Origin of the sequence: Micromonospora sp. NPDC005215 (assembly GCF_040607915.1) — a bacterium.
Classification (GTDB): Bacteria; Actinomycetota; Actinomycetes; order Mycobacteriales; family Micromonosporaceae; genus Micromonospora.
This window is the reverse complement of record NZ_JBEXHQ010000006.1, coordinates 33,763-53,726: the sequence shown is the minus strand read 5'-3', so window position 1 is coordinate 53,726 and position 19,964 is coordinate 33,763. Positions and strand designations below refer to the sequence as shown.

Annotated in this window: 20 protein-coding genes and 1 tRNA gene; 13 read left to right on the top strand and 8 right to left on the bottom strand. The window is 70.3% G+C overall.

Annotated features, from left to right (window positions below; translation table 11 throughout):
* Positions 1 to 126 precede the first annotated feature (126 nt).
* Positions 127 to 633: a MarR family transcriptional regulator gene (locus tag ABZU25_RS07615; protein ID WP_355028516.1), complete on the bottom strand. Its 507-nt coding sequence runs from the start codon at positions 631 to 633 to the stop codon at positions 127 to 129.
* A 99-nt stretch (positions 634 to 732) separates the two neighbouring features.
* Here ABZU25_RS07615 and ABZU25_RS07610 point away from each other — a divergent pair, with 99 nt between their 5' ends.
* Together ABZU25_RS07610 and ABZU25_RS07605 are read left to right on the top strand one after the other, a co-directional pair.
* Complete coding sequence (locus ABZU25_RS07610; RefSeq protein ID WP_355028515.1) at positions 733 to 1,314, top strand: YceI family protein; 582 nt, start codon at positions 733 to 735, stop codon at positions 1,312 to 1,314.
* Between the two features lie 278 nt (positions 1,315 to 1,592).
* Positions 1,593 to 3,071, top strand: a complete 1,479-nt coding sequence (locus ABZU25_RS07605) for a glutamate--cysteine ligase (protein ID WP_355028514.1) — start codon at positions 1,593 to 1,595, stop codon at positions 3,069 to 3,071.
* Positions 3,072 to 3,096: 25 nt separating this feature from the next.
* On the opposite strand, the gene ABZU25_RS07600 is transcribed toward ABZU25_RS07605, so the two are convergent.
* The gene (locus ABZU25_RS07600) at positions 3,097 to 4,500 is read right to left on the bottom strand and encodes a hypothetical protein (protein WP_355028513.1); all 1,404 of its coding nucleotides are present in this window, start codon (positions 4,498 to 4,500) and stop codon (positions 3,097 to 3,099) included.
* Between the two features lie 126 nt (positions 4,501 to 4,626).
* On the opposite strand from ABZU25_RS07600, the gene ABZU25_RS07595 reads away from it, so the two are divergent.
* Both ABZU25_RS07595 and ABZU25_RS07590 read left to right on the top strand, forming a co-directional pair.
* Positions 4,627 to 5,313 carry a PASTA domain-containing protein gene (locus ABZU25_RS07595; protein ID WP_355028512.1) on the top strand — a complete coding sequence of 229 codons (687 nt, stop codon included), beginning with the start codon at positions 4,627 to 4,629 and terminating at the stop codon, positions 5,311 to 5,313.
* 169 nt (positions 5,314 to 5,482) lie between these two features.
* A complete protein-coding gene (locus ABZU25_RS07590) occupies positions 5,483 to 6,352 on the top strand; it encodes a PASTA domain-containing protein (protein ID WP_355028511.1) in 870 nt (289 codons plus the stop codon).
* 7 nt (positions 6,353 to 6,359) lie between these two features.
* Here ABZU25_RS07590 and ABZU25_RS07585 read toward each other — a convergent pair whose 3' ends face one another.
* Both ABZU25_RS07585 and ABZU25_RS07580 read right to left on the bottom strand, forming a co-directional pair.
* Positions 6,360 to 6,821 carry a hypothetical protein gene (locus ABZU25_RS07585; RefSeq protein ID WP_355028510.1) on the bottom strand — a complete coding sequence of 154 codons (462 nt, stop codon included), beginning with the start codon at positions 6,819 to 6,821 and terminating at the stop codon, positions 6,360 to 6,362.
* A gap of 103 nt (positions 6,822 to 6,924) precedes the next feature.
* Entirely contained in the window at positions 6,925 to 7,209 is a 285-nt protein-coding gene (locus tag ABZU25_RS07580; protein WP_355028509.1) for a hypothetical protein, read from the bottom strand.
* 627 nt (positions 7,210 to 7,836) lie between these two features.
* On the opposite strand from ABZU25_RS07580, the gene ABZU25_RS07575 reads away from it, so the two are divergent.
* The 3 genes from ABZU25_RS07575 to ABZU25_RS07565 all read left to right on the top strand — a co-directional run bounded on the left by ABZU25_RS07575 (position 7,837) and on the right by ABZU25_RS07565 (position 9,519).
* The gene (locus ABZU25_RS07575) at positions 7,837 to 8,718 is read left to right on the top strand and encodes a helix-turn-helix transcriptional regulator (RefSeq protein WP_110562910.1); all 882 of its coding nucleotides are present in this window, start codon (positions 7,837 to 7,839) and stop codon (positions 8,716 to 8,718) included.
* On the top strand, positions 8,688 to 8,909 hold the full coding sequence (locus tag ABZU25_RS07570) for a DUF397 domain-containing protein (RefSeq protein ID WP_355028508.1): 222 nt from the start codon (positions 8,688 to 8,690) through the stop codon (positions 8,907 to 8,909). The genes ABZU25_RS07575 and ABZU25_RS07570 overlap by 31 nt, the downstream gene beginning before the upstream one ends.
* Before the next feature lie 208 nt (positions 8,910 to 9,117).
* Entirely contained in the window at positions 9,118 to 9,519 is a 402-nt protein-coding gene (locus ABZU25_RS07565) for a hypothetical protein (RefSeq protein WP_355028507.1), read from the top strand.
* Here the strand turns inward: ABZU25_RS07565 and ABZU25_RS07560 are convergent.
* Complete coding sequence (locus tag ABZU25_RS07560) at positions 9,487 to 10,086, bottom strand: hypothetical protein (protein WP_355028506.1); 600 nt, start codon at positions 10,084 to 10,086, stop codon at positions 9,487 to 9,489. The two genes, ABZU25_RS07565 and ABZU25_RS07560, sit on opposite strands and share 33 nt — an antisense overlap.
* A gap of 216 nt (positions 10,087 to 10,302) precedes the next feature.
* On the opposite strand from ABZU25_RS07560, the gene ABZU25_RS07555 reads away from it, so the two are divergent.
* The gene (locus tag ABZU25_RS07555; protein ID WP_355028505.1) at positions 10,303 to 11,859 is read left to right on the top strand and encodes a S8 family serine peptidase; all 1,557 of its coding nucleotides are present in this window, start codon (positions 10,303 to 10,305) and stop codon (positions 11,857 to 11,859) included.
* A 65-nt stretch (positions 11,860 to 11,924) separates the two neighbouring features.
* Here ABZU25_RS07555 and ABZU25_RS07550 read toward each other — a convergent pair whose 3' ends face one another.
* From ABZU25_RS07550 to ABZU25_RS07540, 3 genes are all read right to left on the bottom strand, one after another.
* Positions 11,925 to 12,731, bottom strand: coding sequence for a WecB/TagA/CpsF family glycosyltransferase (locus ABZU25_RS07550; protein ID WP_355028504.1), 807 nt, complete (start codon positions 12,729 to 12,731; stop codon positions 11,925 to 11,927).
* On the bottom strand, positions 12,728 to 13,843 hold the full coding sequence (locus ABZU25_RS07545) for an NAD-dependent epimerase/dehydratase family protein (protein ID WP_355028503.1): 1,116 nt from the start codon (positions 13,841 to 13,843) through the stop codon (positions 12,728 to 12,730). Before ABZU25_RS07545 ends, ABZU25_RS07550 begins: the two co-directional genes overlap by 4 nt.
* Before the next feature lie 64 nt (positions 13,844 to 13,907).
* Positions 13,908 to 13,993, bottom strand: a tRNA-Leu gene (locus tag ABZU25_RS07540).
* Positions 13,994 to 14,199: 206 nt separating this feature from the next.
* Between ABZU25_RS07540 and ABZU25_RS07535 the strand changes: the two genes are divergently transcribed.
* From ABZU25_RS07535 to ABZU25_RS07515, 5 genes are read left to right on the top strand one after another with little or no spacing between them, the layout of a single operon-like run.
* Positions 14,200 to 14,988, top strand: a complete 789-nt coding sequence (locus tag ABZU25_RS07535) for a DUF3662 and FHA domain-containing protein (protein WP_355028502.1) — start codon at positions 14,200 to 14,202, stop codon at positions 14,986 to 14,988.
* A 6-nt stretch (positions 14,989 to 14,994) separates the two neighbouring features.
* Positions 14,995 to 15,480 (top strand): FHA domain-containing protein, encoded by a 486-nt coding sequence (locus ABZU25_RS07530; RefSeq protein WP_355028501.1) that lies wholly within the window; start codon positions 14,995 to 14,997, stop codon positions 15,478 to 15,480.
* Positions 15,477 to 16,940 carry a PP2C family serine/threonine-protein phosphatase gene (locus tag ABZU25_RS07525; protein WP_355028500.1) on the top strand — a complete coding sequence of 488 codons (1,464 nt, stop codon included), beginning with the start codon at positions 15,477 to 15,479 and terminating at the stop codon, positions 16,938 to 16,940. The genes ABZU25_RS07530 and ABZU25_RS07525 overlap by 4 nt, the downstream gene beginning before the upstream one ends.
* A gap of 30 nt (positions 16,941 to 16,970) precedes the next feature.
* Positions 16,971 to 18,461, top strand: a complete 1,491-nt coding sequence (locus ABZU25_RS07520; protein ID WP_355028499.1) for an FtsW/RodA/SpoVE family cell cycle protein — start codon at positions 16,971 to 16,973, stop codon at positions 18,459 to 18,461.
* The gene (locus tag ABZU25_RS07515; protein ID WP_355028498.1) at positions 18,458 to 19,963 is read left to right on the top strand and encodes a penicillin-binding protein 2; all 1,506 of its coding nucleotides are present in this window, start codon (positions 18,458 to 18,460) and stop codon (positions 19,961 to 19,963) included. The genes ABZU25_RS07520 and ABZU25_RS07515 overlap by 4 nt, the downstream gene beginning before the upstream one ends.
* Position 19,964 lies beyond the last annotated feature (1 nt).

Genomic DNA, 19,964 nt, shown 5'->3' with positions numbered 1-19,964 from the left:
TCCCCGGTGCAGGAAGCCTGCCACCGCCGCGGGAGCAGAAAGTCGGGTTAGGCCGAATTCTTCGGCTTGGCCGGCTCAGTTCTGCCGGTCTTTCTGCCGGTGCTGGCAACCGTCGACGCCCGGTGCTCAGGGCCGGGTGGGGGCGGTCTCCTGCTCGGGGCTGATGTCGTCGCTGCCGGCGGTGGCGCACGGATGCGCGGCGTCGCGCACCCGCCGCAGCCCGTCGAGCAGGGCCGCCAGTGCCTCCGGATCGAGTTGGCCGGTGAACCATTGCTCGATCATCTGTAGATGCCCGGGTAGCGTCTCGTTCAGTCGTTGCATCCCGGCGGAGGTGACCACCGCGTACGAGCTGCGTCGGTCGTTCGGGCAGGCCCGCCGGGTCAGCAACCCGTCACGTTCCATCCGGTCCACCACCCGGGTCACGCCGCTCGTCGACAACGAGGTCTGCGCGGCGAGGTCGGTCATTCGTAGTTGGTTGCCCGGCGAGCGGGCCAGTCGGGTGATGACCTCGAACTCGACCGCGGAGAGGCCGTGCTCCTCGAGTTGGGCGGTGAACCGGGCTGACAGCCCGGCGTGTGCCTCGAAGAGCAGGCCGACGGCGGTGATCCGGGGATCGTCGAAGACGTTGGTCACTCGTTAATCCTACCAGTACTTGACAGAGGGAATATTGTTGCGGTTACATTTGCTCCAGCAGTCGTTGGGCTACTAAACAATCTCCTGGAGGACAGCAGCATGACCAGCAGCATCGATGCGGTTACCCGCGACTGGGACGGCCTCACCATCCCGGCGGCTGGCACCTACGCCCTCGACGTGGCGCACAAGCGGGTGGGCTTCGTTGCCCGGCACATGATGGTGAGCAAGGTTCGCGGTGAGTTCAAGGAGGCGACCGCCACCATCACCATCGCCGAGGACCCGCTGCAGTCGTCGGTCGTCGCGACCATCCAGGCGGCCAGCATCGACACCACCCAGACCGACCGGGACGCACACCTGCGCAGCCCCGAGTTCCTGGACTCCGAGAAGTTCCCGACGCTCGAGTTCCGCAGCACCGGGGTCAAGTCCCGTCGTGGCAGCGAGTTCGTGCTCACCGGTGAGCTGAGCATCAAGGACGTTACCCGGCCGGTCGAGCTGGAGGTGGAGTTCGAGGGTGTCGGCCGCAGCCCGTTCGGTCAGGACATCTTCGGTTTCTCCGCGAGCACCGAGATCGACCGCGAGGAGTTCGGCCTGACCTGGAACGTCGCCCTGGAGACCGGGGGCGTGCTGGTCAGCCGCAAGATCAAGATCGAGATCGAGGGCGAGGCCGTCCGCCAGGCCTGATCTGCCCCGTATCGCCGGTACACCGGGCCCACGCCGCACCTCGGCGTGGGCCCGGTGTCGTCGTCGTGGTATTTGTCACGACCTGCTCGCGCCGCCATCGCGTCCGGTGGGTCGACGAACGGGGTACAGATGGCGCCACGAGTGCGTCCGCTCCGGTCGATGTCGGAACACCGCCGTCGGCCTCTGGCCCGGTCAGGTGGGCGCTCTTACCGTGGAGGGTTCACAATGCGCTTTCCGGGACGGAAGAATCCCGACTGCGCCGGCTGCCGGGAGGACACATGGGCAGGGACGTCTCGCAGGGCGCCTTCACCCGGGATGATCGCGTCCGCTATCGGCAGAAGGTGCGGCGGTGCCTGGATGTCTTCGCCCTCATGCTTGACGACTTCGGGTTCGACGCCGACCGGCCGATGACCGGCCTGGAGATCGAACTCAACCTGGTCGACTCGGCGGCCGAGCCGGCGATGCGCAACGAAGAGATCCTCGCCGACATCGCCGACCCGCTGTTCCAGACCGAGCTGGGGCAGTTCAACCTGGAACTCAACGCCGAACCCCGACTGATCGAGGGCACCGGCTTCGCCGACTACGAGCACGACCTGCGCGGCAGCCTCTCCAGAGCCGACGAGCGCGCGGCCAGGTCCGACGCGAAGATCGTCCTGGTCGGCATCCTGCCCACCCTCACCGAGGGGCACCTGGTCGAGGACAATCTCTCCACAAACGAGCGCTACCGGGTGCTCAACGACCAGATCGTCGGCGCCCGCGGCGAGGACATCGAGCTGGACATCCGTGGCGTCGAGCAGTTGCGGACGCACACCGACTCGATCGCCCCCGAGGCTGCCTGCACCAGCCTCCAGTTCCACCTCCAGGTCGCACCGGACAGCTTCGCCGACTACTGGAACGCCTCCCAGGCCATCGCCGGGGTGCAGGTGGCGATCGGGGCGAACAGCCCCTTCCTGTACGGGCGTCAACTGTGGGCCGAAACCCGGATCGCCCTGTTCCAGCAGGCCACCGACACGCGTCCGGACGAACTCAAGGCCCAGGGCGTACGGCCCCGGGTGTGGTTCGGCGAACGGTGGATCACCTCGATCTTCGATCTTTTCGAGGAGAACGTCAGGTATTTTCCGCCGCTGCTGCCGATCTGCGAGGACGAGGACCCGGTGGAGGTGCTGCATGCCGGCGGTGTGCCGCAGCTCGGGGAGTTGCGGCTGCACAACGGCACTGTCTACCGGTGGAACCGCCCGGTCTACGACATCATGAACGGCCGGCCGCACCTGCGAGTGGAGAACCGGGTGCTGCCGGCCGGCCCGACGGTGGTGGACATGCTCGCCAACGCGGCCTTCTACTTCGGGCTGGCGCGGGGTCTGGCCGAGGCGGACCGCCCGATCTGGAGCCAACTCACCTTCAGTTCCGCCGAGGAGAACTTCCAAGCCGCCGCCCGACGTGGCCTCGACGCCGTGCTGCACTGGCCCGGGCTCGGCGACGTGCCGGTCACCAAGCTGGTGCTGGAGCGGTTGCTGCCCACCGCCGCGGCCGGCCTGGACGGCTTCGGCGTCGCCCCGGAGCAGCGGGACCGGCTGCTCGGCATCATCGAGCAGCGCTGCCGCACCGGCCGCAACGGTGCCGTCTGGCAGACCGAGGCAGTGTGGGCGGCGGAGCGGCGGCAGGGCATGGACCGATCGGCCGCGCTGCACCACATGGTTCAGCGCTACGCGGAACTCCAGCGCGCCAACGAACCCGTCCACACCTGGCCGGTGCCCTGACCCCACCGCCGCCCGGCGGCTGGGCTCAGTCGCTGGTGGTGGGAGGGGCGGATCGGCGTGTTGCGCGGGGGCGTCGACCGCTCGGCGGCGGATCCTCCGCGGCCTCGGCGGGACCGGAGAGATCCGGCTCGGTACGCGGCGTGGGCACCCGGGGTACGGCACCCTCGCCCGCTGCGGAGCCCGTCCTGGTCGTCCGCGGTGCGGTGTCGGCTCTGCCGCGCCGGCCCGCGGTGTCGGCGGACAAGCCGGAAGTCGACGACTCGGAGTCGGGTTGGGCTGTCGGAGCCGGGTCGGCCCGATGGGCCGGGGTCGGCCCGTCCACGGTGGCCCCGGTCGAGTCGACCTGAGCAGCCGGGCGGGGGTCCGTCCTCGTGGCCGAGGCAGCCGCGCTCCGGTGGGCCGCCCGACTCCGCTCGGCGCGATCGGCGAGGACAGCGGCGAGCACGGAGCCGCCGATCCCGGCGATCACCGCGTACGGGGCGATCAGTTGGGTGGAGAGCTGCGCGGGACCCAGCGTCGACCAGTGCGGCAGGGTGGTCAGGTAGGCGAGCGCGACGAGCACCGGACCGGCAGCCCCGGAGGCCGCGGCCCCGACGCGGTGCCCGGCCGACCGGGCCGTCCGCCGGGCGGCCAGCACGCCGATCAGCAGCGCGGGCACGAGTGCCAACAGCGCGCCGGGCCAGTAGAGCTGGTCGGAGATCCAGTACCGCGGGTGGTCCGGATCGAGCCGCCAGGTGCCGAGCTGGGCGCCGGTCAGCCCGCGTCCGACGCGTACCCCGTCGATCACCGAGACCACCGCGAGCAGCCAGAGCCAGGCGGCAGTCGCTGTCACGTTTATCGCGGCGGCCCGGGAGCGAAGCGCCCAGCTGGCGACGAGCACGCCGATCAGGATGCCCAGCGTCGCCTGCACGGCGGCGGTCCGTTGCGGCGCCCCGGTGTCGGCGCCGGTCGCGACCCGCGCGGGAACGGCGATCAGCAGTACGGTGACCAGCCCGCCGATCCCGGCGCCGAGCGCCAGGACCACCCGCCGCAGCAACCCACCCCGCTCGGCGGACGGCGCCTCGGCCACCTGCGGCGATCGGCTGTCCGTCGGCTCCGGGCCGGTGTTGTCGGCGGCAGGTGGATCCGCGGCGGTCGCCGAGTCGGAAACCTCGGTCGCCTCCGGACCGGTCATCGGCGGCTTGGCCGTCCTCGGCGTCCCGCGTTGGTGGAGCCGCTGCGCACAGACCGCGCCGAGGACCGTCGAGCTGGCGGCGAGCCAGGTGGCCCAGGCGAGGCCGTCGGCCCAGGCCGTGTCGGTGGCTCCGGCATCGGTGGGCGTCCAGGTGATGACGCCGAGCCCGTAGCCGAAGCCCAGTTGCGCGGCGCCCGCGCCGGCAGCGACCCCGATCGCTGTTGCGATCGACACTCCCCAGCCCTGTCTGGCCATGCCGGGCAGCGTAACGTCCCGTCGTCGGCGCGGCGAGTCGCAACGACCCGCCGGTATGGACGGACCGTCGGTGCGGCGGATTGGGCGGCGGGCGGTACGGTCGCCGGTGATGAGGCGGTGGGCGGTATGACGGACACGAGCACGGACCCGCAGGATGCCGCGGGCGGCGGCGCGAGCCGGGCCAGCGTGCTGCTGGGTGGTGGGTTGGCCGTTGTGCTGCTCGCCGCGATCGGCGCGACCGGCGGCTGGCTGCTGGCCGGCGACGGCGACAAACCCCCGGGGGATCCGCTGGCCGCCGCGACCACGACCAGCCCGCCGACCAGCCGGGCGACCGCACCTCGGCCGAGCACCGGCCGGACCACGCCGTCGGCCGTCCGGACCTCCGCCACGGCGACCAGGGGAGCCGGCCTGACCGTGCCACCGGTGGTCGGCACCGACTTCGTGCAGGCCCGGGACATGCTGCGCGAGCAGCGGCTGGGCTGGCGGCTGGTCTTCGGCGGCGGAGCCGGTCGTACGGTCGAGAGCACCTCGCCGGCCGTGGGCGCCGAGGTTGCCCGGGGCACGACCGTGCAACTTCAGGTGGCCGGGCCAGCGCCCGCGGCCGAGGTGCCGGACGTGGTCGGAAAGGACTGCGCCAAAGCCGTCGACGAGTTGGTCGACGAGGGCCTCTACCCGCGTTACCTCAGCGGCCGCAGTGGAAAGGTCGCCCGGCAGGAGCCGGTCGAGGACGGGCCGGCCCGGTGGAACGACGAGGTCAGCATCTGGTGTGGGGCGGGCGCCCCCGAACAACCGACGGCGAAGCCGACCTTCTGAGCTGAGACCGGTGAGCTGATCGTCGTCGCAGCCGGGGTGGGTGCCGAGGAGGAGCGACGCGCCCGCGGCCGGCGCGGCTCGGCACGCTGATCCCCGCCGACGGCAGGTTGGGCGACTAGGTTGACGGTCGAGGGCCATGACGCCCGTCCGGTTCGGGAAAGGACGTGCGATGAGCGACGACCGCCAGGAGCCTCCCGCCGGCGAGCACGACGACGACCGGACCCGCCCACTGCCACCGGCCGCCGACCGGGCGGAGCCACCGCTACCGACCCGACCGACCAGCGAGCCGGACGAGACGGCGCCGATCGACCGGACTGTCCCGGCTCGTCCCGCCGGGTCGCCTGACCAGACCATGCCGATCGACCGTTCCGCCGCCACCCCGCCGCCGGGCACGCCGACCACTTCGGTCCCACCGGCCACGCCTGCCGACCAGACGACGCGGCTACCTGCGGAGCGGCCGACCTCGCCGTCGTGGTCCGGGCGGGCCGAGGTTCGGCCGCCCCGGCCGGACGAACCCGCCGGGGAGTGGTACGTCGAGGAGCAGGGCGGTCGGCGATGGTGGCTGCCGATCCTGTGGGGTGTTCTCGCGCTGCTGCTCGCCGGCCTGCTCGGCGGGGCGCTCTGGTTGGTGCTCGCCAAGCAGGATGACGACCGGGACGATCCGGGCTCCACCCCGTCAGTCCCGCCAGCCAGTGCCACAAGTGCCGCGCCGACCAGCGCGTCGCCCTCCTCGGCGGCGCCGACCAGCGAGGCGCCGAGCAGCCCGCCGGCCACCAGCGCGCCGGTCGAGGTGCCGGTGCCGCCGCTCACCGGCCTGCCGCAGGCCACCGCCGAGGGGTTGCTGGGCCGGCTCGGCCTTGCCTACCAGGTGGTGTACCGGCCGTCGGAGCTGCCGCCGGGGACTGTGGTGGGCACCGAGCCGGGAACGGGCACGCCCGTCTCGACCGACGACGAGGTGTTGTTGATCATCTCCCAGGCCCGGCCCTCGACCGGGGTGAGCCCGACCGCGCCGAGCCCGACGGTGACGAGCACGCCCTGACCGGTGGTCACCACATTCGCCGGCGGGTGCCGACCAGGCCCAGACCGGCCAGTGAGATGGTGAGGCCGAAGATCCCGGACCAGAACAGGGAGCGGCGGGTGTCCGTCGCGGTGTGCCCGGCTGGAGCCGCTTCGCCGAGCTGCTGACGGCCGTCGGACTGGCCGCCGGCGCCACGGCCGGCCACCGACCCGGTCGGTTCGGTGGCGGCGGCATGGTTGTCCGAGGCGTCGGCGCCGAGCCAGTCGGGTTCCTCGGCTGCCGGTGGACCGCCGTCCGTCGGCGGGTGATCGTCGATCACGGTGATCTCCGGTGCGGGCACCGGTGCGGTCAGCCGGGTGGACGACATCGCCGGGTCGCGGACGAGGATCAGGGCTGTGACCATCGCCCCGAGGAGAGCGAGCAGTCCACATGCATAGGCGATACGGGAGCTGTGGTGCCGCCGCAGGGCGGGCTGATTGACCATGACCATCCCAGGGTCAGGGTCCTGGACGCGCGGGTGGAACGGTGCCGGGGTGGGCGTACCAATTCTATGGCGACGGCACGCCCACCGGCGGCGGATCGGGTCGGGTCGGTCAGCCGACCCGGAGCGGGGTACGGGTGACCGGTCGCCGGGCCCGGACGGTGTGCGGGCGGGGCTCGGGGGCGGCCTGCAGTTGCTGCAACCCGTTCCGCTGGACGAAGATCGACCGTCGGCTGACCGCGTCGCCCGCGGCGTTCAACTCGTAGCCGTCGAGCCAGAGCCAACCGTCGTAGGTGGGCCAGTCCAGCACCCGGATCACCCGGAACTTGATGGACCTGAGGAACTGGACACTCGCCGCGCGAGTCACGAGCAGTACGTCACCGGTGCGGGGAAGCACATGGGCTCCAGGGGAGGATTGGCCGGCAGCTGTGCCGGCGGTGCCTGAACGGGGGACGTCTCGGCCGGTGACGGGGTCGTGCCTCGTGAACCGGTGGTGCGGATGGTGGTGGCCGGGCCGTACCTCGCTGGTGGCGTGCCGCCACCCGACCACCACCCGGATGCTTCCGGGAACCGCGCCCGCCGCCGCAGCTTGCCGGCTTGCAGCGGCGGGGTCATTACCCCGGAGCAGGTCTCGGTCGTGCCGGCCGGGCCCGCGCCGTGTCGGGCTTCCCCGCCTCGGTGGGGTCACCACTGCGAGGGAGCGGACCGAGACGCTGAGTAACCCGTGCCATACGGACAGAGTGCATCAGGGACGTGCTTGATGCAAGTTGCACGTCGACTTTTGCCGATACGTGAGCGAGTCCCGCGAAAGGCCTATTGAAGCCTTCCGCGTACGGACGGCACACTGGGAGCCGGTTTCGCCCGTCGCGGCCGGCCGAGGACCGGCACCACCCCCTTTGTCGCGAACGCTCGCCGGACGACGGTCGCGCCCCCGGCGGGTGCCAGCCAGTGGCGCGTCGACCGGAGGTAGCCCGAGTGGGGTCGAGCAGCCAGCGGCGGGGACCAGCGACTCACGGGTTCCGCGATGAGTGAGCGGCGCAGTCCCACCATCAGAAGGCGGCGGCTCGGTGCCGAGCTGCGCCGCCAGCGTGAGTCCGCCGGGATCACCATCGAGGTGGTCGCCGAGCAGTTGGAGTGCTCGGCGTCGAAGGTCTCCCGGATCGAGACCGGGCACACCACCGCCACGCCTCGCGACGTCCGGGACATGCTGCGGATCTACGGGGTGGTGGGTGCCGAGAGCGACGAGCTGGTGCAGATCGCCCGGGAGGCCCGACAAAAAGGTTGGTGGCATCCGTACAGCACGGTGCTCGTCGGCGCGTACGTCGGGCTGGAGGCGGCGGCGAGTTCGATCCGGGCGTACGAACAGCAGGTCGTGCCGGGTCTTCTGGAGACCGAGGAGTACGCCGGGGCGATGATCCGAGCGGCTCGGCCAGACTTCACCGCCGATCAGGTGCACCAGAGGGTGCGTGTCCGTCTGGGCCGTCAGTCGTTATTGACCCAGGACGATCCGGTCGATCTGTGGGTGGTACTCGATGAGGCGGTGGTACGTCGGCCGGTAGGCGGAGACGAGGTGATGCGTGGCCAACTCAAGCGGTTGGTCGAGGTGGCCGAGTTGCCGAACGTGACGCTGCAGATCCTGCCCTTCGAGGTAGGCGCGCACGCCGGCATGGACGGCACCTTCACGATCCTCAGCTTCCCTGAGCCCGGTGATCCGGATGTTGTGTACGCGGAGAACGCCACGGGTGGGCTTTTCCTCGAGAAGAGCGACGAACTGCAGAAGTACAGCTTCATCTTCGATCACATCCGCGCTGCGGCCATACGTCCAGAGGAGTCCGTCGCACACATCGCAAAACTGGCAGAGGAGCCGTTGTGGAAATGGCGACCAAAAGGTTCCCCGTGGACCTGACGCAGGCAGCATGGTTCAAGAGCTCGAAGAGCGGGCCGAACTGTGACAACTGCGTGGAGGTGGCGTACGTGACGGGGGCGGTCGGAGTGCGGGACTCGAAGGACAAGGCGGGCCCGGCCCTGGTTTTCGCACCGAATGACTGGCACGCCTTCGTCGGCGGCACCCGAGGCGGTGCGTTCGGCGCGGCCTGACCGAGTGGTCAACTGAGGCCCCCGTCCGGATTCGGATCCGGACGGGGGCCTTGCCGTGTCCGGGGAGGGCCGGGCGGGTTGGGACGGTCGGCGAGGTTCCGCCGGGATTCCCGTCGCCACAGGCGGCCCGTCTCGTTGAACTGGTCGGTACGGCGCAGGTCGACGACCCGTCGCACCGACCGGCAACCGAGCGAGGTAGGCGAGACGGATGACGACGATCGGGTCAGACAATCTCACCAACGGTCCGGGCAAACCGGAGCGGTTCGGTGGAAAGTACCGCGGAGCGCGTCGGGACAGCGTACTGACCGAGGTGGTGTCGACCGACCAGGAGATGAGCGGGCGGGACACGTCGGCCTCCGAGTCGGCGGATATTCCGCTCTCGCTGCCTTCGCTGGACCCGAACCCACTGGTGGAGCCGTCGTTTCCGCCCAGCGGCTGGCCGATGGAGCCCAGCGGATCGCTGGCCGACCATCCGCTGCTTCGCGGCCTGCTGATGGAATTGCCGCCCAAGGGCAGCCTGCCACCGTCGGCCTGGCTGGACCGCTGGTTCGAGGCGACCAGGGCGATCCTGGAACTGCTATACGTGCAGGGGGCTGGCCGTCCGCGCTGATCGCGGAGCGTCGGGCTGTGCCCGCTCGGCGAACCGGCTGTGCCGTAGCGCGTGCCGGACTCCGATGGCGATCACCGCGAGCGCGCCCACGGTGATCGCCGGCCCGGTGACACCCGGGTCGGCTCCGAGGTCGGTGCCGACCGCTCCGATCACCGCCGGCACCGTGGCCAGCGCGGTCACCTGTAGCGGCAAGCCGACGAGCGGGTGGGCCGCTGCGGCGCGCAGCCCGTGTGGCGCAGGCGTGCCGGGGGCGCTGGCGAACGCGCCCGCCCCGGCCCACAGCCGGCGGATCCGTCGTAGCGAGCAGACCGTCGCCACCAGTGCCGGACCGGCGGCCAGGGTGAGCCCGGCGGCGGCCCGGTCGACCGGCGCGGTGCCGGCACTGAACAGACCGCCGGCGAGCACGGCCGCGGTGAGCGCCACGCCGGTGAAGGCCAGCACCAGCAACCATCCGGTACGCCGGCGCAGCACGCGGGTGTTGCGCAGCCGGGGAAGCCCGTCGGCGACAACGCCGGCCGCCAACCAGATGGCGGCGACCGGAAGCAGGATGGTGAGGTGACTCTCCATGTTCGAGAGTCTTTACCCGAATCACGGTGCGGCGAATCCGGGCCGGTCCCCCGTCCGCCCCGGACGTCCGGCCCGTAGGGGTCATCGCACGGAGATATGGATGATCCGACATGTCCAACTGCCCGGTCGCTGACTTACCCTCAGCTAGATCGGCAAGCGTCGATTGATGTTGGGACCGGTGGTCACGTTCCGCCATCGGTCAGAGGGAGGTAGGAGATGGGTCTTCCACGAAGGTCCGTACTGGTCGGGGTGGTCACGGCGACGGTGCTGGCCGTCGGCACGCCAGCCCTGGCCGCCGAACCTGCCGGTGTGGTCAGGGCAGCCGGCGGAGCCACCGCCGTGCCGGACAGCTACATCGTCGTTCTCAAGGACAGCGCCGTGGCCCGCGACCGGGTCGGCGACACCGCGAAGCGGCTCTCCGGCCGCCACGGCGGCACTGTGGCCCGCACCTACGGCGCTGCGCTGCGCGGGTTCGAGGTCACGGTGAGCGCGAGCGCGGCGGCGCGGATCGCGGCCGACCCGGCGGTGGCGTACGTCGAGCAGAACCACACCGTGTCCATCTCCGGCACGCAGGCCAACCCACCCTCCTGGGGCCTGGACCGGATCGACCAGCGCAACCTGCCGCTGGACAGCTCCTACACCTACCCCAACACGGCGAGCAACGTGCACGCCTACATCATCGACACCGGCATCAAGTTCTCCCACAACGACTTCGGCGGCCGGGCCACCTCCGGCTACGACGCCGTGGACGGCGGAGCGGCCGACGACTGCAACGGGCACGGCACACACGTGGCCGGCACCGTCGGCGGATCCACGTACGGGGTGGCCAAGGCCGTCCAACTCGTCGGCGTACGGGTGCTGAACTGCGCCGGCAGCGGCACCAACGCCGGTGTGATCGCCGGCGTCGACTGGGTCACCGCGAACGCGATCAAGCCGGCCGTGGCGAACATGAGCCTCGGCGGCGGCGCGAACACCTCACTGGACAACGCCGTGCGCAACTCGATCGCCTCGGGTGTGACGTACGGCCTGGCGGCCGGCAACGACAACGGCGCGAACGCGTGCAACACCTCGCCGGCGCGTACCACGGAGGCCATCACGGTGGGCTCGACGACCAGCTCGGATGCCCGCTCGTCGTTCTCCAACATCGGCACCTGCCTGGACATCTTCGCGCCCGGCTCGTCGATCACGTCGGCCTGGTACACCAGCAACACCGCGACCAACACGATCAGCGGCACCTCGATGGCCACCCCGCACGTGGTCGGAGGGGCCGCCCTGGTGGCCAGCGCCAACCCGAGTTGGACCCCGGCGCAGGTCCGCAACCAACTGGTGGCCAATGCGACACCCAACGTGGTCACCAACCCCGGCTCGGGCTCGCCGAACCTGCTGCTCTACGTGGGCACCGGCAGCACCCCGCCGCCGCCCACCGGCTGCACCGGCACCAACGGCTCCGACGTGTCGATCCCGGACGCCGGCTCGGCGGTGACCAGCTCCATCACCATCTCCGGCTGTGGACGCAACGCCTCGTCGGCCTCCACAGTCGCTGTGAACATCGTGCACACGTACCGCGGTGACCTGGTCATCGACCTGCTCGCGCCGGACGGCAGCGCGTACCGGCTGAAGAACAGCAGCACCTCGGACAGCGCCGACAACGTGATCGCCACGTACACGGTCAACGTCTCGGGTGAGGCCGCCGACGGCATCTGGCGACTTCAGGTGCGGGACACCTACGCCGCCGACACCGGCTACATCAACACCTGGACCCTGACCGTCTGACCGGTCTCCCACGACCGAGGCCCCACCCGGTGGACCGGGTGGGGCCTCGTGCCGTACGGATTGGATCAGACCGAGAAGGTCGCCGGCCGCTCGCTGGCCGGCGCCGGCGGGCGGGCCTTCCACAGGCCGACCTTCTGGGCGACGAGCCGGCTCAGGTAGGCCGGGTTGAGGATGACGTAGCGGCGCCAGAGCCGCTTCGGCTCCAGACCGAGACGCCAGAACCACTCCAGCCCGGCACGCTGCATCCAGCGCGGGGGCTGGCGGAGCAACCCGGCGTGATAGTCGAAGGCCGCGCCGACAGCCATCAACGGCATGTCCAGCAGCGGTCGCATGGCGTACGCGAAGACCTCCTGGCGCGGGCAGCCCAGCCCGACCAGGACCAGCCGGGCGCCACTGGATCGGATGCGGTCGGCGATCTCGACGTCCTCGCCCGGCTGGACGGCCCGAAACTTGGACGGCTCCACCCCGGCGATCTTCAACGCCGGGAACATCCGCTCCAGCGCCGGGATCAACCGGCCGAGGGTTTCCTCGGTCGAGCCGTACAGGTAGACCGGCAGCCCCTCGTCGGCGAAGCGCGACAGCACGTGCAGGGTCAGCGTCGGCCCGTAGACCCGGTCGGAGAGCCCGGCGTGGTGCAGCAGGTTGAGCGCCCACCGCACCGGCTGCCCGTCCGGCGTGACCACGTCGAAGGAGTTGAGCCGCGCGTTGTGCGCCGGATCGAGCACCCCGGTCATCACGCCGTGCACGGCCAACGCGGTAAGCGCGAGCGGACGCCGCTCGTGCGCCGCTGTCACCACCGCATCGGTCGCCGTCGCGTAGTCGGTGGCGTCGACCAGGACGCCGAGCACGTTGCGCTTGGTCCGCGCGGTCATGCCTTGAATACCCACTTACCGACGTTGGCCTCGTAGATCTCCCGCAGGATCATCGGCACGTCGTAAGTGATCTTCCAGTCCGGGTACTGCTCCTCGAACCGGGCCATGCTGCTGACATACCACTGGTGGTCGCCGGTGCGGCTCTGCTCGACGTAGTTGATCCGCGCCTCGCGGCCGGTGATCTCCTCGGCGATCCGGAACGCCTCGATGTGGGAGGTGTTGGAGTGTCGGCCGCCACCGAGGTTGTAGACCTCCGCGGAGCGCGGGGCCCGGAAGAACGCCTCGAACGCGGTCAGCACGTCACGGGAGTGGATCGCGTCCCGGACCATCTTGCCCTTGTAGCCGAACAGGTTGTATGTCCGACCCTCCATCACGCAGCGCATCAGGTACGCCAGGAACCCGTGCAGCTCCGCCGCCGAGTGCGCCGGACCGGTCAGCGTGCCGCCCCGGAAGCAGGCGGTCTTCATGTCGAAGTAGCGCCCGTACTCCTGGACCATCACGTCCGCCGCGACCTTGGAGGCGCCGAAGACCGAGTGCAGCGAGTGGTCGATCGACATCTCTTCGGTGATGCCCTGATACCAGCGGTGGTCCTCGGGCAGTTCGTACCGTGTCTCCAGCTCGATGAGCGGCAGGCTGTTGGGCCGGTCGCCGTAGACCTTGTTTGTCGAGCAGTGGATGAACGGCGCGTCGATCGCGTGCCGGCGGGTGTTCTCCAGGATGTTGAGCGTGCCGCCGGCGTTCACGTCGAAGTCCGTGTACGGCTCCTTGGCCGCCCAGTCGTGGCTCGGCTGAGCAGCGCTGTGGATCACCACGGCGATGTCCGAGCCGTACTTCTTGAAAACCTGCTCCAGGCCGTCCCGGTCCCGGATGTCCACGGCGAAATGGGTGTACGAGTCGCCCAGGTCACGAGCGAGCCGCTCAAGGCTCCAGGATGTGGAGCCGTCCTCGCCGAAGAAATACCGGCGCATGTCGTTGTCGATGCCGACGACGTCCAGACCGAGGCCGGCGAAGTGCCGGACCGCCTCGGAGCCGATCAGGCCACCCGACCCTGTCACCAACGCGACACTCACACGCCACTCCTGGTCCATCGGAGGCAGAATCCATCGCAGCATAGCGTGACGTCCGGCCCGCCCCGATATGACGGAAGGGCCCCGCGGTAAGCGGAGCCCTCGTCGGTGGTGGGGATGGGGGGAGTTGAACCCCCACGCCCTTTCGGGCACACGGACCTGAACCGTGCGCGTCTGCCATTCCGCCACATCCCCGTGGCACGACCCGGAACACTGTAGCCGCCCCGGCCCCGCTGTCTCCAGCGGCCTCGGGAATACTACGCTGTCCCAGACGCTCGCCACGAACGATTACCGTTCGTGGCGGACGAAAGATTAGCACGGCAGTCCCGGCCCTTCCGAACGGGCCGAGAGCACCTGGCCGAGCGGCGTGTGAGCTGCGCGCGCGCCGGCCGGATACCATCATGTCCTCGGGACCCGAGGAGGAGCCGGTGAGCGTGCTGCAACGCTTCGAGAAGCGTCTGGAAGGCCTGGTCGAAGGGGCCTTCGCCAAGGTCTTCAAAGGGGTGGTCCACCCCGTGGAGATCCTCAACGCCATGCAGCGGGAGGCCGAGGCGCACAAGGCGATCCTGGCCGGTGGGCGCACGTTGGTGCCCAACCGCTACGTGATCGATCTCTCGCCGTTCGACCACAGTCGGCTGGCGCCGTACGCCGCTGCGCTGGCCCAGGAGTTGGCCCAGTCGCAGGCGGAGTTCATCGGCGAGCAGGCCTGGACGGTCTATGGCGACGTGATCGTCGAGATCGAGCGAGGCGAGGGCCTGGACACGGGCATGTTCCGTGTCACAGCCGAGGTCTACACCGGCGGCGAGGTCGCCCCGGTGTCGGCGCCCGGCTATGACGCCGGCCCGCCCGCCTACCCCGCGTACGACCAGGGTGGTGGCTACGGCCCTCCGCCCGGGCACGGTGGTGGTCGCAACGTGCGGCTGGTCTCCGGCGACGGTCGCACCTACCCCCTTCAGATGGGGTCGACGGTGATCGGTCGCGGCGATCAGGCCAGCCTGCGTCTGCCCGACGTCGGCATCTCCCGGCGACACGCCCGGTTGGATTTCGACGGGGGCCAGGTCGTGCTGACCGATCTGGGGTCGACAAACGGCACCATGGTCAACGGGCAGCGGGTCTCCGCTGTCGCACTCAATCCCGGTGACATGGTCCAGCTCGGCACGACGACGCTGACCTTCCGCGTGGACGGCTGACCCGCCTTGCCGGAACTGGTCATCACGGTTGCCCGGTTCGGGTTCCTGATCCTGCTGTGGATCTTCGTGTTCACAGTGGTCGGCGTGATCCGGAGGGATCTCTTCGCGGGCGCCCGCTCCGGTCGTCTGGTTGCCGCGCCGCGCGCGGTCGGCGCCTCGACGGGGCAGGCGGCGAAGCCGGCGAAGGTGAAACGGGGCAGGGCGGCGCACCAGCTGGTAGTGACAGCCGGTCAGCTGGCCGGCACCAGGATCACTCTCGGTGAGGCACAGATCACCATTGGTCGAGCTGAGGACTCCACCCTGGTCATCACCGACGACTACGCCTCCGCGCGACACGCCCGGCTCATGGCGCGTGACGGGCAGTGGTACGTCGAGGATCTTGGCTCGACTAACGGCACGTACCTCGATCGCGCTAAGGTCACCGGACCAACCCCCGTCCCCCTCGGCGTGCCGATCCGGATCGGCCGCACTTCCCTCGAATTACGGCCATGACTCTGACCCTGCGCTATGCGGCCCACAGCGACCGCGGTCTGATCCGAGACGGTAATCAAGACTCCGTCTACGCCGGACCGCGGCTACTCGCCGTTGCCGACGGCATGGGCGGCATGGCCGCCGGTGACGTCGCCAGCAACATCGTCATCGGTGCCATGGCGCCGCTCGACGAGGACGTCCCCGGGGACGCTCTCGTCGACGCGTTGCGTTCGGCCGTGGGCACCGCCAACCAACAACTCCGCGACACGGTGGACGCCAACCCGCAGCTCGAGGGGATGGGCACCACGCTGACGGCGACCCTCTTCACCGGCAGCAAGCTGGGGATGGTCCACATCGGCGACTCGCGGGCCTACCTGCTGCGCAACGGCGATTTCGCGCAGATCACCAAGGACGACACGTACGTCCAGATGCTCGTCGACGAAGGGCGGATCAGCGCCGAGGAGGCGAGCAGCCACCCGCAGCGGTCGCTGCTCACCCGGGCCCTCGACGGCCGGGACATCGACCCGGAATACTCGGTGCGCCAGGTGCTGCCCGGCGACCGGTACCTGATCTGCAGCGACGGCCTGTCGGGTGTGGTCAGCGCCGAAACCATCGGCGAGACCCTGCGGGAATACACCGACCCGCAGCAGTGCGTCGAGCGGCTGGTGCAGCTCGCGCTGCGCGGCGGCGGACCGGACAACATCACCGTGATCATCGCCGATGCCACGGATCAGGACATCGTCGAGGCGAGCCCGATCGTCGGCGGTGCCGCCGCTCGGGACCGCGGTATGGCGACCTCGGCGGACGACTCCACTCCGGCCGCCCGAGCCTCGGCGCTCGCCGCGCCGCGTCCGCCCGCGCCCGAGGAGCCAGCGACCTCGGACGACGAACCGGACCGGCCGAAGCGCCGCCCGGTGCGGACCGCCGCCATGGCGCTGGCCCTGCTGGTGATCCTCGGTGGCGGGGCCTTCGCGGGCTGGACGTACACCCAGCGGCAGTACTACGTGGGAGCCACCGAGGAGGGCCAGGTCGCCGTCTTCCGTGGCGTCCAGGGTCAGATCGCCGGGATGGACCTCTCCACAGTGCACCGCCGCAGCGGCACCCGACTGGACGACCTCACTGTCGCGGCGCAGGACACCGTCAAGGTCGGCATCCGGGCCAAGAGCGAGCCGGACGCCGAGCGCCAGCTCTCCGAGCTGACAAGCGACACCCCGAGCAACCCCAACCTGAAACCGCTCTGCCCGCTCGATCCGACCGCCGCGGCGGGCGGCACGCCGACACCGGCTGATCCACCGCCGAGCCCGAACGGCAGCCCGAGCACCATCGCGTCTCCGACCTCAAACGGGGTTGTCAGCGCGAGCCCGACCGTCGGTGCCACCGCCGCTGTCGGTGCGACCGGTTCGTCCACCACGCCCGACAACACGCCCTCCGACTCGGCCACGCCGGCGCTCGACCCGGCCGGTTGCCGGTCTCCTGAGTGAGCGTCGGCTGAGATCCCGAGGACTCCACCTGTGACCGTAGCGGCCACACCGGCACCCTCGCCCGCCACCGCGGGCGAGCAGTCCGGCGTACGCCTGGCGCGGTCGCGCCGCAACGCCGAGCTGTCCCTGCTGCTGCTCGCCATGGCGTTGGTGGCCGCGTACGGGGCGACGGTCGAGGCGAACCTGCTGGACACCGTCACCCCGGACTTCTGGATGCCCGCCGCCGCGCTCGGCGCGGTCTTCCTTGGACTGCACCTGGTCATCCGGTTCCTCGCCCCGTTCGCCGATCCGGCGCTGCTGCCGGCGGTGGCCCTGCTCAACGGGCTCGGCGTGGGCTTCCTGCGCCGGATCGACCTGGGCGACGCCCCGGTGGCCGAGCGGGAGAGCCTGGCCATCTTCGCCGGCATCGGTGGTCGGCAGCTGGCGTGGACGCTCGCGGCGGTGATTCTTGCCGCCGGTCTGCTCGCCCTCATGCGCGACCACCGTTCGGTCTCCCGGTACGCGTACACCCTGGGGTTGGCCGGCATCGTGCTGGTGATGCTCCCCGCGGTGCTGCCGTCGAGCATCTCCGAGATCAACGGTGCGAAGCTGTGGATCCGGGTGGGTGGCTTCTCGATCCAGCCGGGTGAGTTCGCCAAGCTGGCGCTGCTTGTCTTTTTCGCCTACTACCTGGTCCGCAAGCGCGAGGTGCTGTCGCTGGCCAGCCGACGGTTCCTCGGCATCGACTTCCCGCGCGGGCGCGACCTCGGCCCGGTGGTCGGCGTCTGGCTGGTCAGCCTCCTGGTCCTCGTCTTCGAGAAGGACCTGGGCACCTCGCTGCTCTACTTCGGCATGTTCGTGGTGACCCTCTACATCGCCACCGAACGGGTCAGTTGGCTGCTTATCGGTCTGGTCCTCTTCTTCGGTGGGGCCTACCTCGCCTACGTCCTCGGCTCGACAGTCGGCGGCCCGTTCGCCAACTTCTACGTCCGGGCGGAGATCTGGCTGGACCCGTTCGCCGACCCGACCGACAAGGGCTACCAACTCGTGCAGGGGCTGCTCGCCCTGGGCACGGGTGGGCTCTTCGGCGCCGGGCCGGGCGGTGGCCAACCGGACATCCTGCCCGAGGTGCAGAACGACTTCATCTTCGCCGGTCTCGGTGAGGAGCTCGGCCTCTTCGGTCTCTCGGCCCTGCTTGTCGTCTACCTGTTGATCGTGGAGCGGGGCCTGCGGGCCGCGCTCGCGGTCCGGGACTCGTTCGGCAAGCTCCTCGCCGGCGGTCTCGCGTTCACCCTCGGCCTCCAGGTCTTCGTGATCGTCGGTGGGATCAGCAAGCTCATCCCGCTGACCGGTCAGACCACCCCGTTCCTGTCCGCCGGTGGCTCGTCGCTGATGGCCAACTGGTTGCTCATCGCGGTACTGCTGCGGGTCTCCGACGGAGCCCGCCGGCCGGTCGCCGGGAGCGCCAGCAAGGCTGCCCGACCCGCCGGTGGCGCGCCGGAGCAGCTGCACGGTGCTCCCACGGAGGTGATCAAGCCGTGAACGCACCACTGCGCCGCGTCGGCGTCGTCGTCATGGTCCTGTTCGGCCTGCTCTTCGCGAACCTCAACTGGGTGCAGTTCCAGAAGGCCGACGAGTACCGCACCAGCGACTACAACGGTCGGGTCCAGGTTGCCGACTACAAGCGCAAGCGCGGCAACATCGAGGCCGGCGGCACCGCGCTGGCCACCAGCAAGGAGACCAGCGGCAAGCTGAAGTTCCTGCGCAGCTACCCGGGCGGCGCGGAGTACGCCCACGTGCTCGGCTACAAGCCGGTCAATCTGGCGGAGCAGGGCGTCGAGCGGGTGGAGAACGACTTCCTGGCCGGCACCAGCGACCAGTTGATCGGCGACCGGTTGAAGGACATGTTCACCGGCGACGACACCGGTGGCGGCAACGTGCTGCTCGCGCTCTCCAAGCGGGCTCAGGATGCGGCCTACAACCAGCTGCGTAACAACCAGGTGGGGGCGAAGCGGGGCGCGGCCATCGCCATCGACCCGCGTACCGGGGCGGTGCAGGCGCTGGTCTCCATGCCCAGCTTCGACCCGAACCCGCTGGCCAGCCACGATGGCAACGAGGCGGCCGCGGCGTTCAACAAGCTGGATCAGGACCCGACGGGTCCGCTGAAGAACCGGGCGCTCAGCGAGACGCTGCCGCCGGGCTCCACGTTCAAGATCGTGGTTGCCGCGGCGGCGCTGGAGAACGGCGTCAGCAAGACCACCCAGATCCCGGCCGGCGCCAGTTGGACGCCGCCCACCTCCGGCACCCCGATCCGCAACGCCGATCCGTCGATCTGCCCGCAGCCCAAGGTCACCCTGCTGGAGGCGGTCACCGAGTCGTGCAACACCGGCTTCGCGCAACTCGGCGTGCGGCTCGGCGCCGACACGATCAAGGAGAAGGCCCGCCAGTTCGGTTTCGAGCAGGACGACCTCACCGTCGGTCACCTCGGCGAAGGCGGTCTGCCCACGGCGGCCAGCCGGACCGGGGACATCCAGAACCCGGACGGCAGCACCGACCAGGCCGCACTGGCCCAGTCCTCGATCGGCCAGAACAACGTCCGGATGACCCCGCTCGAAGGCGCCATGATCGCCGGGGCGATCGCCAACAACGGCAGCCAGATGCGGCCGTACCTGGTCCAGCAGTGGCTCGCCCCGGATCGGACCACCAGCTACTACACAGCGAAGCCGCGGGAGCTGCGTCAGCCCGTCGAGCCGCAGATCGCCGCCGACCTGCGCGAGATGATGGTCAGCGTCGTCCAGAACGGCACCGGACGGAAGGCCGCGATCAGCGGTTACACGGTCGGTGGCAAGACCGGCACCGCGCAGTCCGCGCCGGACCGACCCGACCACGGTTGGTTCATCGGCTTCGCACTGGACAAGAACGGCACGCCGGTCTCCGCGGTCTGCGTGATGCTCGAGCAGGCCGGCCCTGGTGGCAGCGGTGAGGCAGCCCGGATCGCCGGCCAGATCATGCGGGGCGCCATCGCCGACCCTGGGGGTCGCTGAC

Bases quoted from the DNA above. Each gene is read 5' to 3' on its own strand.
- ABZU25_RS07590 (WP_355028511.1), top strand. From the start codon at position 5,483: ATGAGCGACGACCGCCAGGAGCCTCCCGCCGGCGAGCACGACGACGAC.
- ABZU25_RS07575 (WP_110562910.1), top strand. From the start codon at position 7,837: ATGAGTGAGCGGCGCAGTCCCACCATCAGAAGGCGGCGGCTCGGTGCC.
- ABZU25_RS07565 (WP_355028507.1), top strand. From the start codon at position 9,118: ATGACGACGATCGGGTCAGACAATCTCACCAACGGTCCGGGCAAACCG.
- ABZU25_RS07595 (WP_355028512.1), top strand. From the start codon at position 4,627: ATGACGGACACGAGCACGGACCCGCAGGATGCCGCGGGCGGCGGCGCG.
- ABZU25_RS07585 (WP_355028510.1), bottom strand. From the start codon at position 6,821: ATGGTCATGGTCAATCAGCCCGCCCTGCGGCGGCACCACAGCTCCCGT.
- ABZU25_RS07555 (WP_355028505.1), top strand. From the start codon at position 10,303: ATGGGTCTTCCACGAAGGTCCGTACTGGTCGGGGTGGTCACGGCGACG.
- ABZU25_RS07535 (WP_355028502.1), top strand. From the start codon at position 14,200: ATGTCCTCGGGACCCGAGGAGGAGCCGGTGAGCGTGCTGCAACGCTTC.
- ABZU25_RS07525 (WP_355028500.1), top strand. From the start codon at position 15,477: ATGACTCTGACCCTGCGCTATGCGGCCCACAGCGACCGCGGTCTGATC.
- ABZU25_RS07570 (WP_355028508.1), top strand. From the start codon at position 8,688: ATGGCGACCAAAAGGTTCCCCGTGGACCTGACGCAGGCAGCATGGTTC.
- ABZU25_RS07610 (WP_355028515.1), top strand. From the start codon at position 733: ATGACCAGCAGCATCGATGCGGTTACCCGCGACTGGGACGGCCTCACC.
- ABZU25_RS07550 (WP_355028504.1), bottom strand. From the start codon at position 12,731: ATGACCGCGCGGACCAAGCGCAACGTGCTCGGCGTCCTGGTCGACGCC.
- ABZU25_RS07605 (WP_355028514.1), top strand. From the start codon at position 1,593: ATGGGCAGGGACGTCTCGCAGGGCGCCTTCACCCGGGATGATCGCGTC.
- ABZU25_RS07600 (WP_355028513.1), bottom strand. From the start codon at position 4,500: ATGGCCAGACAGGGCTGGGGAGTGTCGATCGCAACAGCGATCGGGGTC.
- ABZU25_RS07560 (WP_355028506.1), bottom strand. From the start codon at position 10,086: ATGGAGAGTCACCTCACCATCCTGCTTCCGGTCGCCGCCATCTGGTTG.
- ABZU25_RS07545 (WP_355028503.1), bottom strand. From the start codon at position 13,843: ATGCTGCGATGGATTCTGCCTCCGATGGACCAGGAGTGGCGTGTGAGT.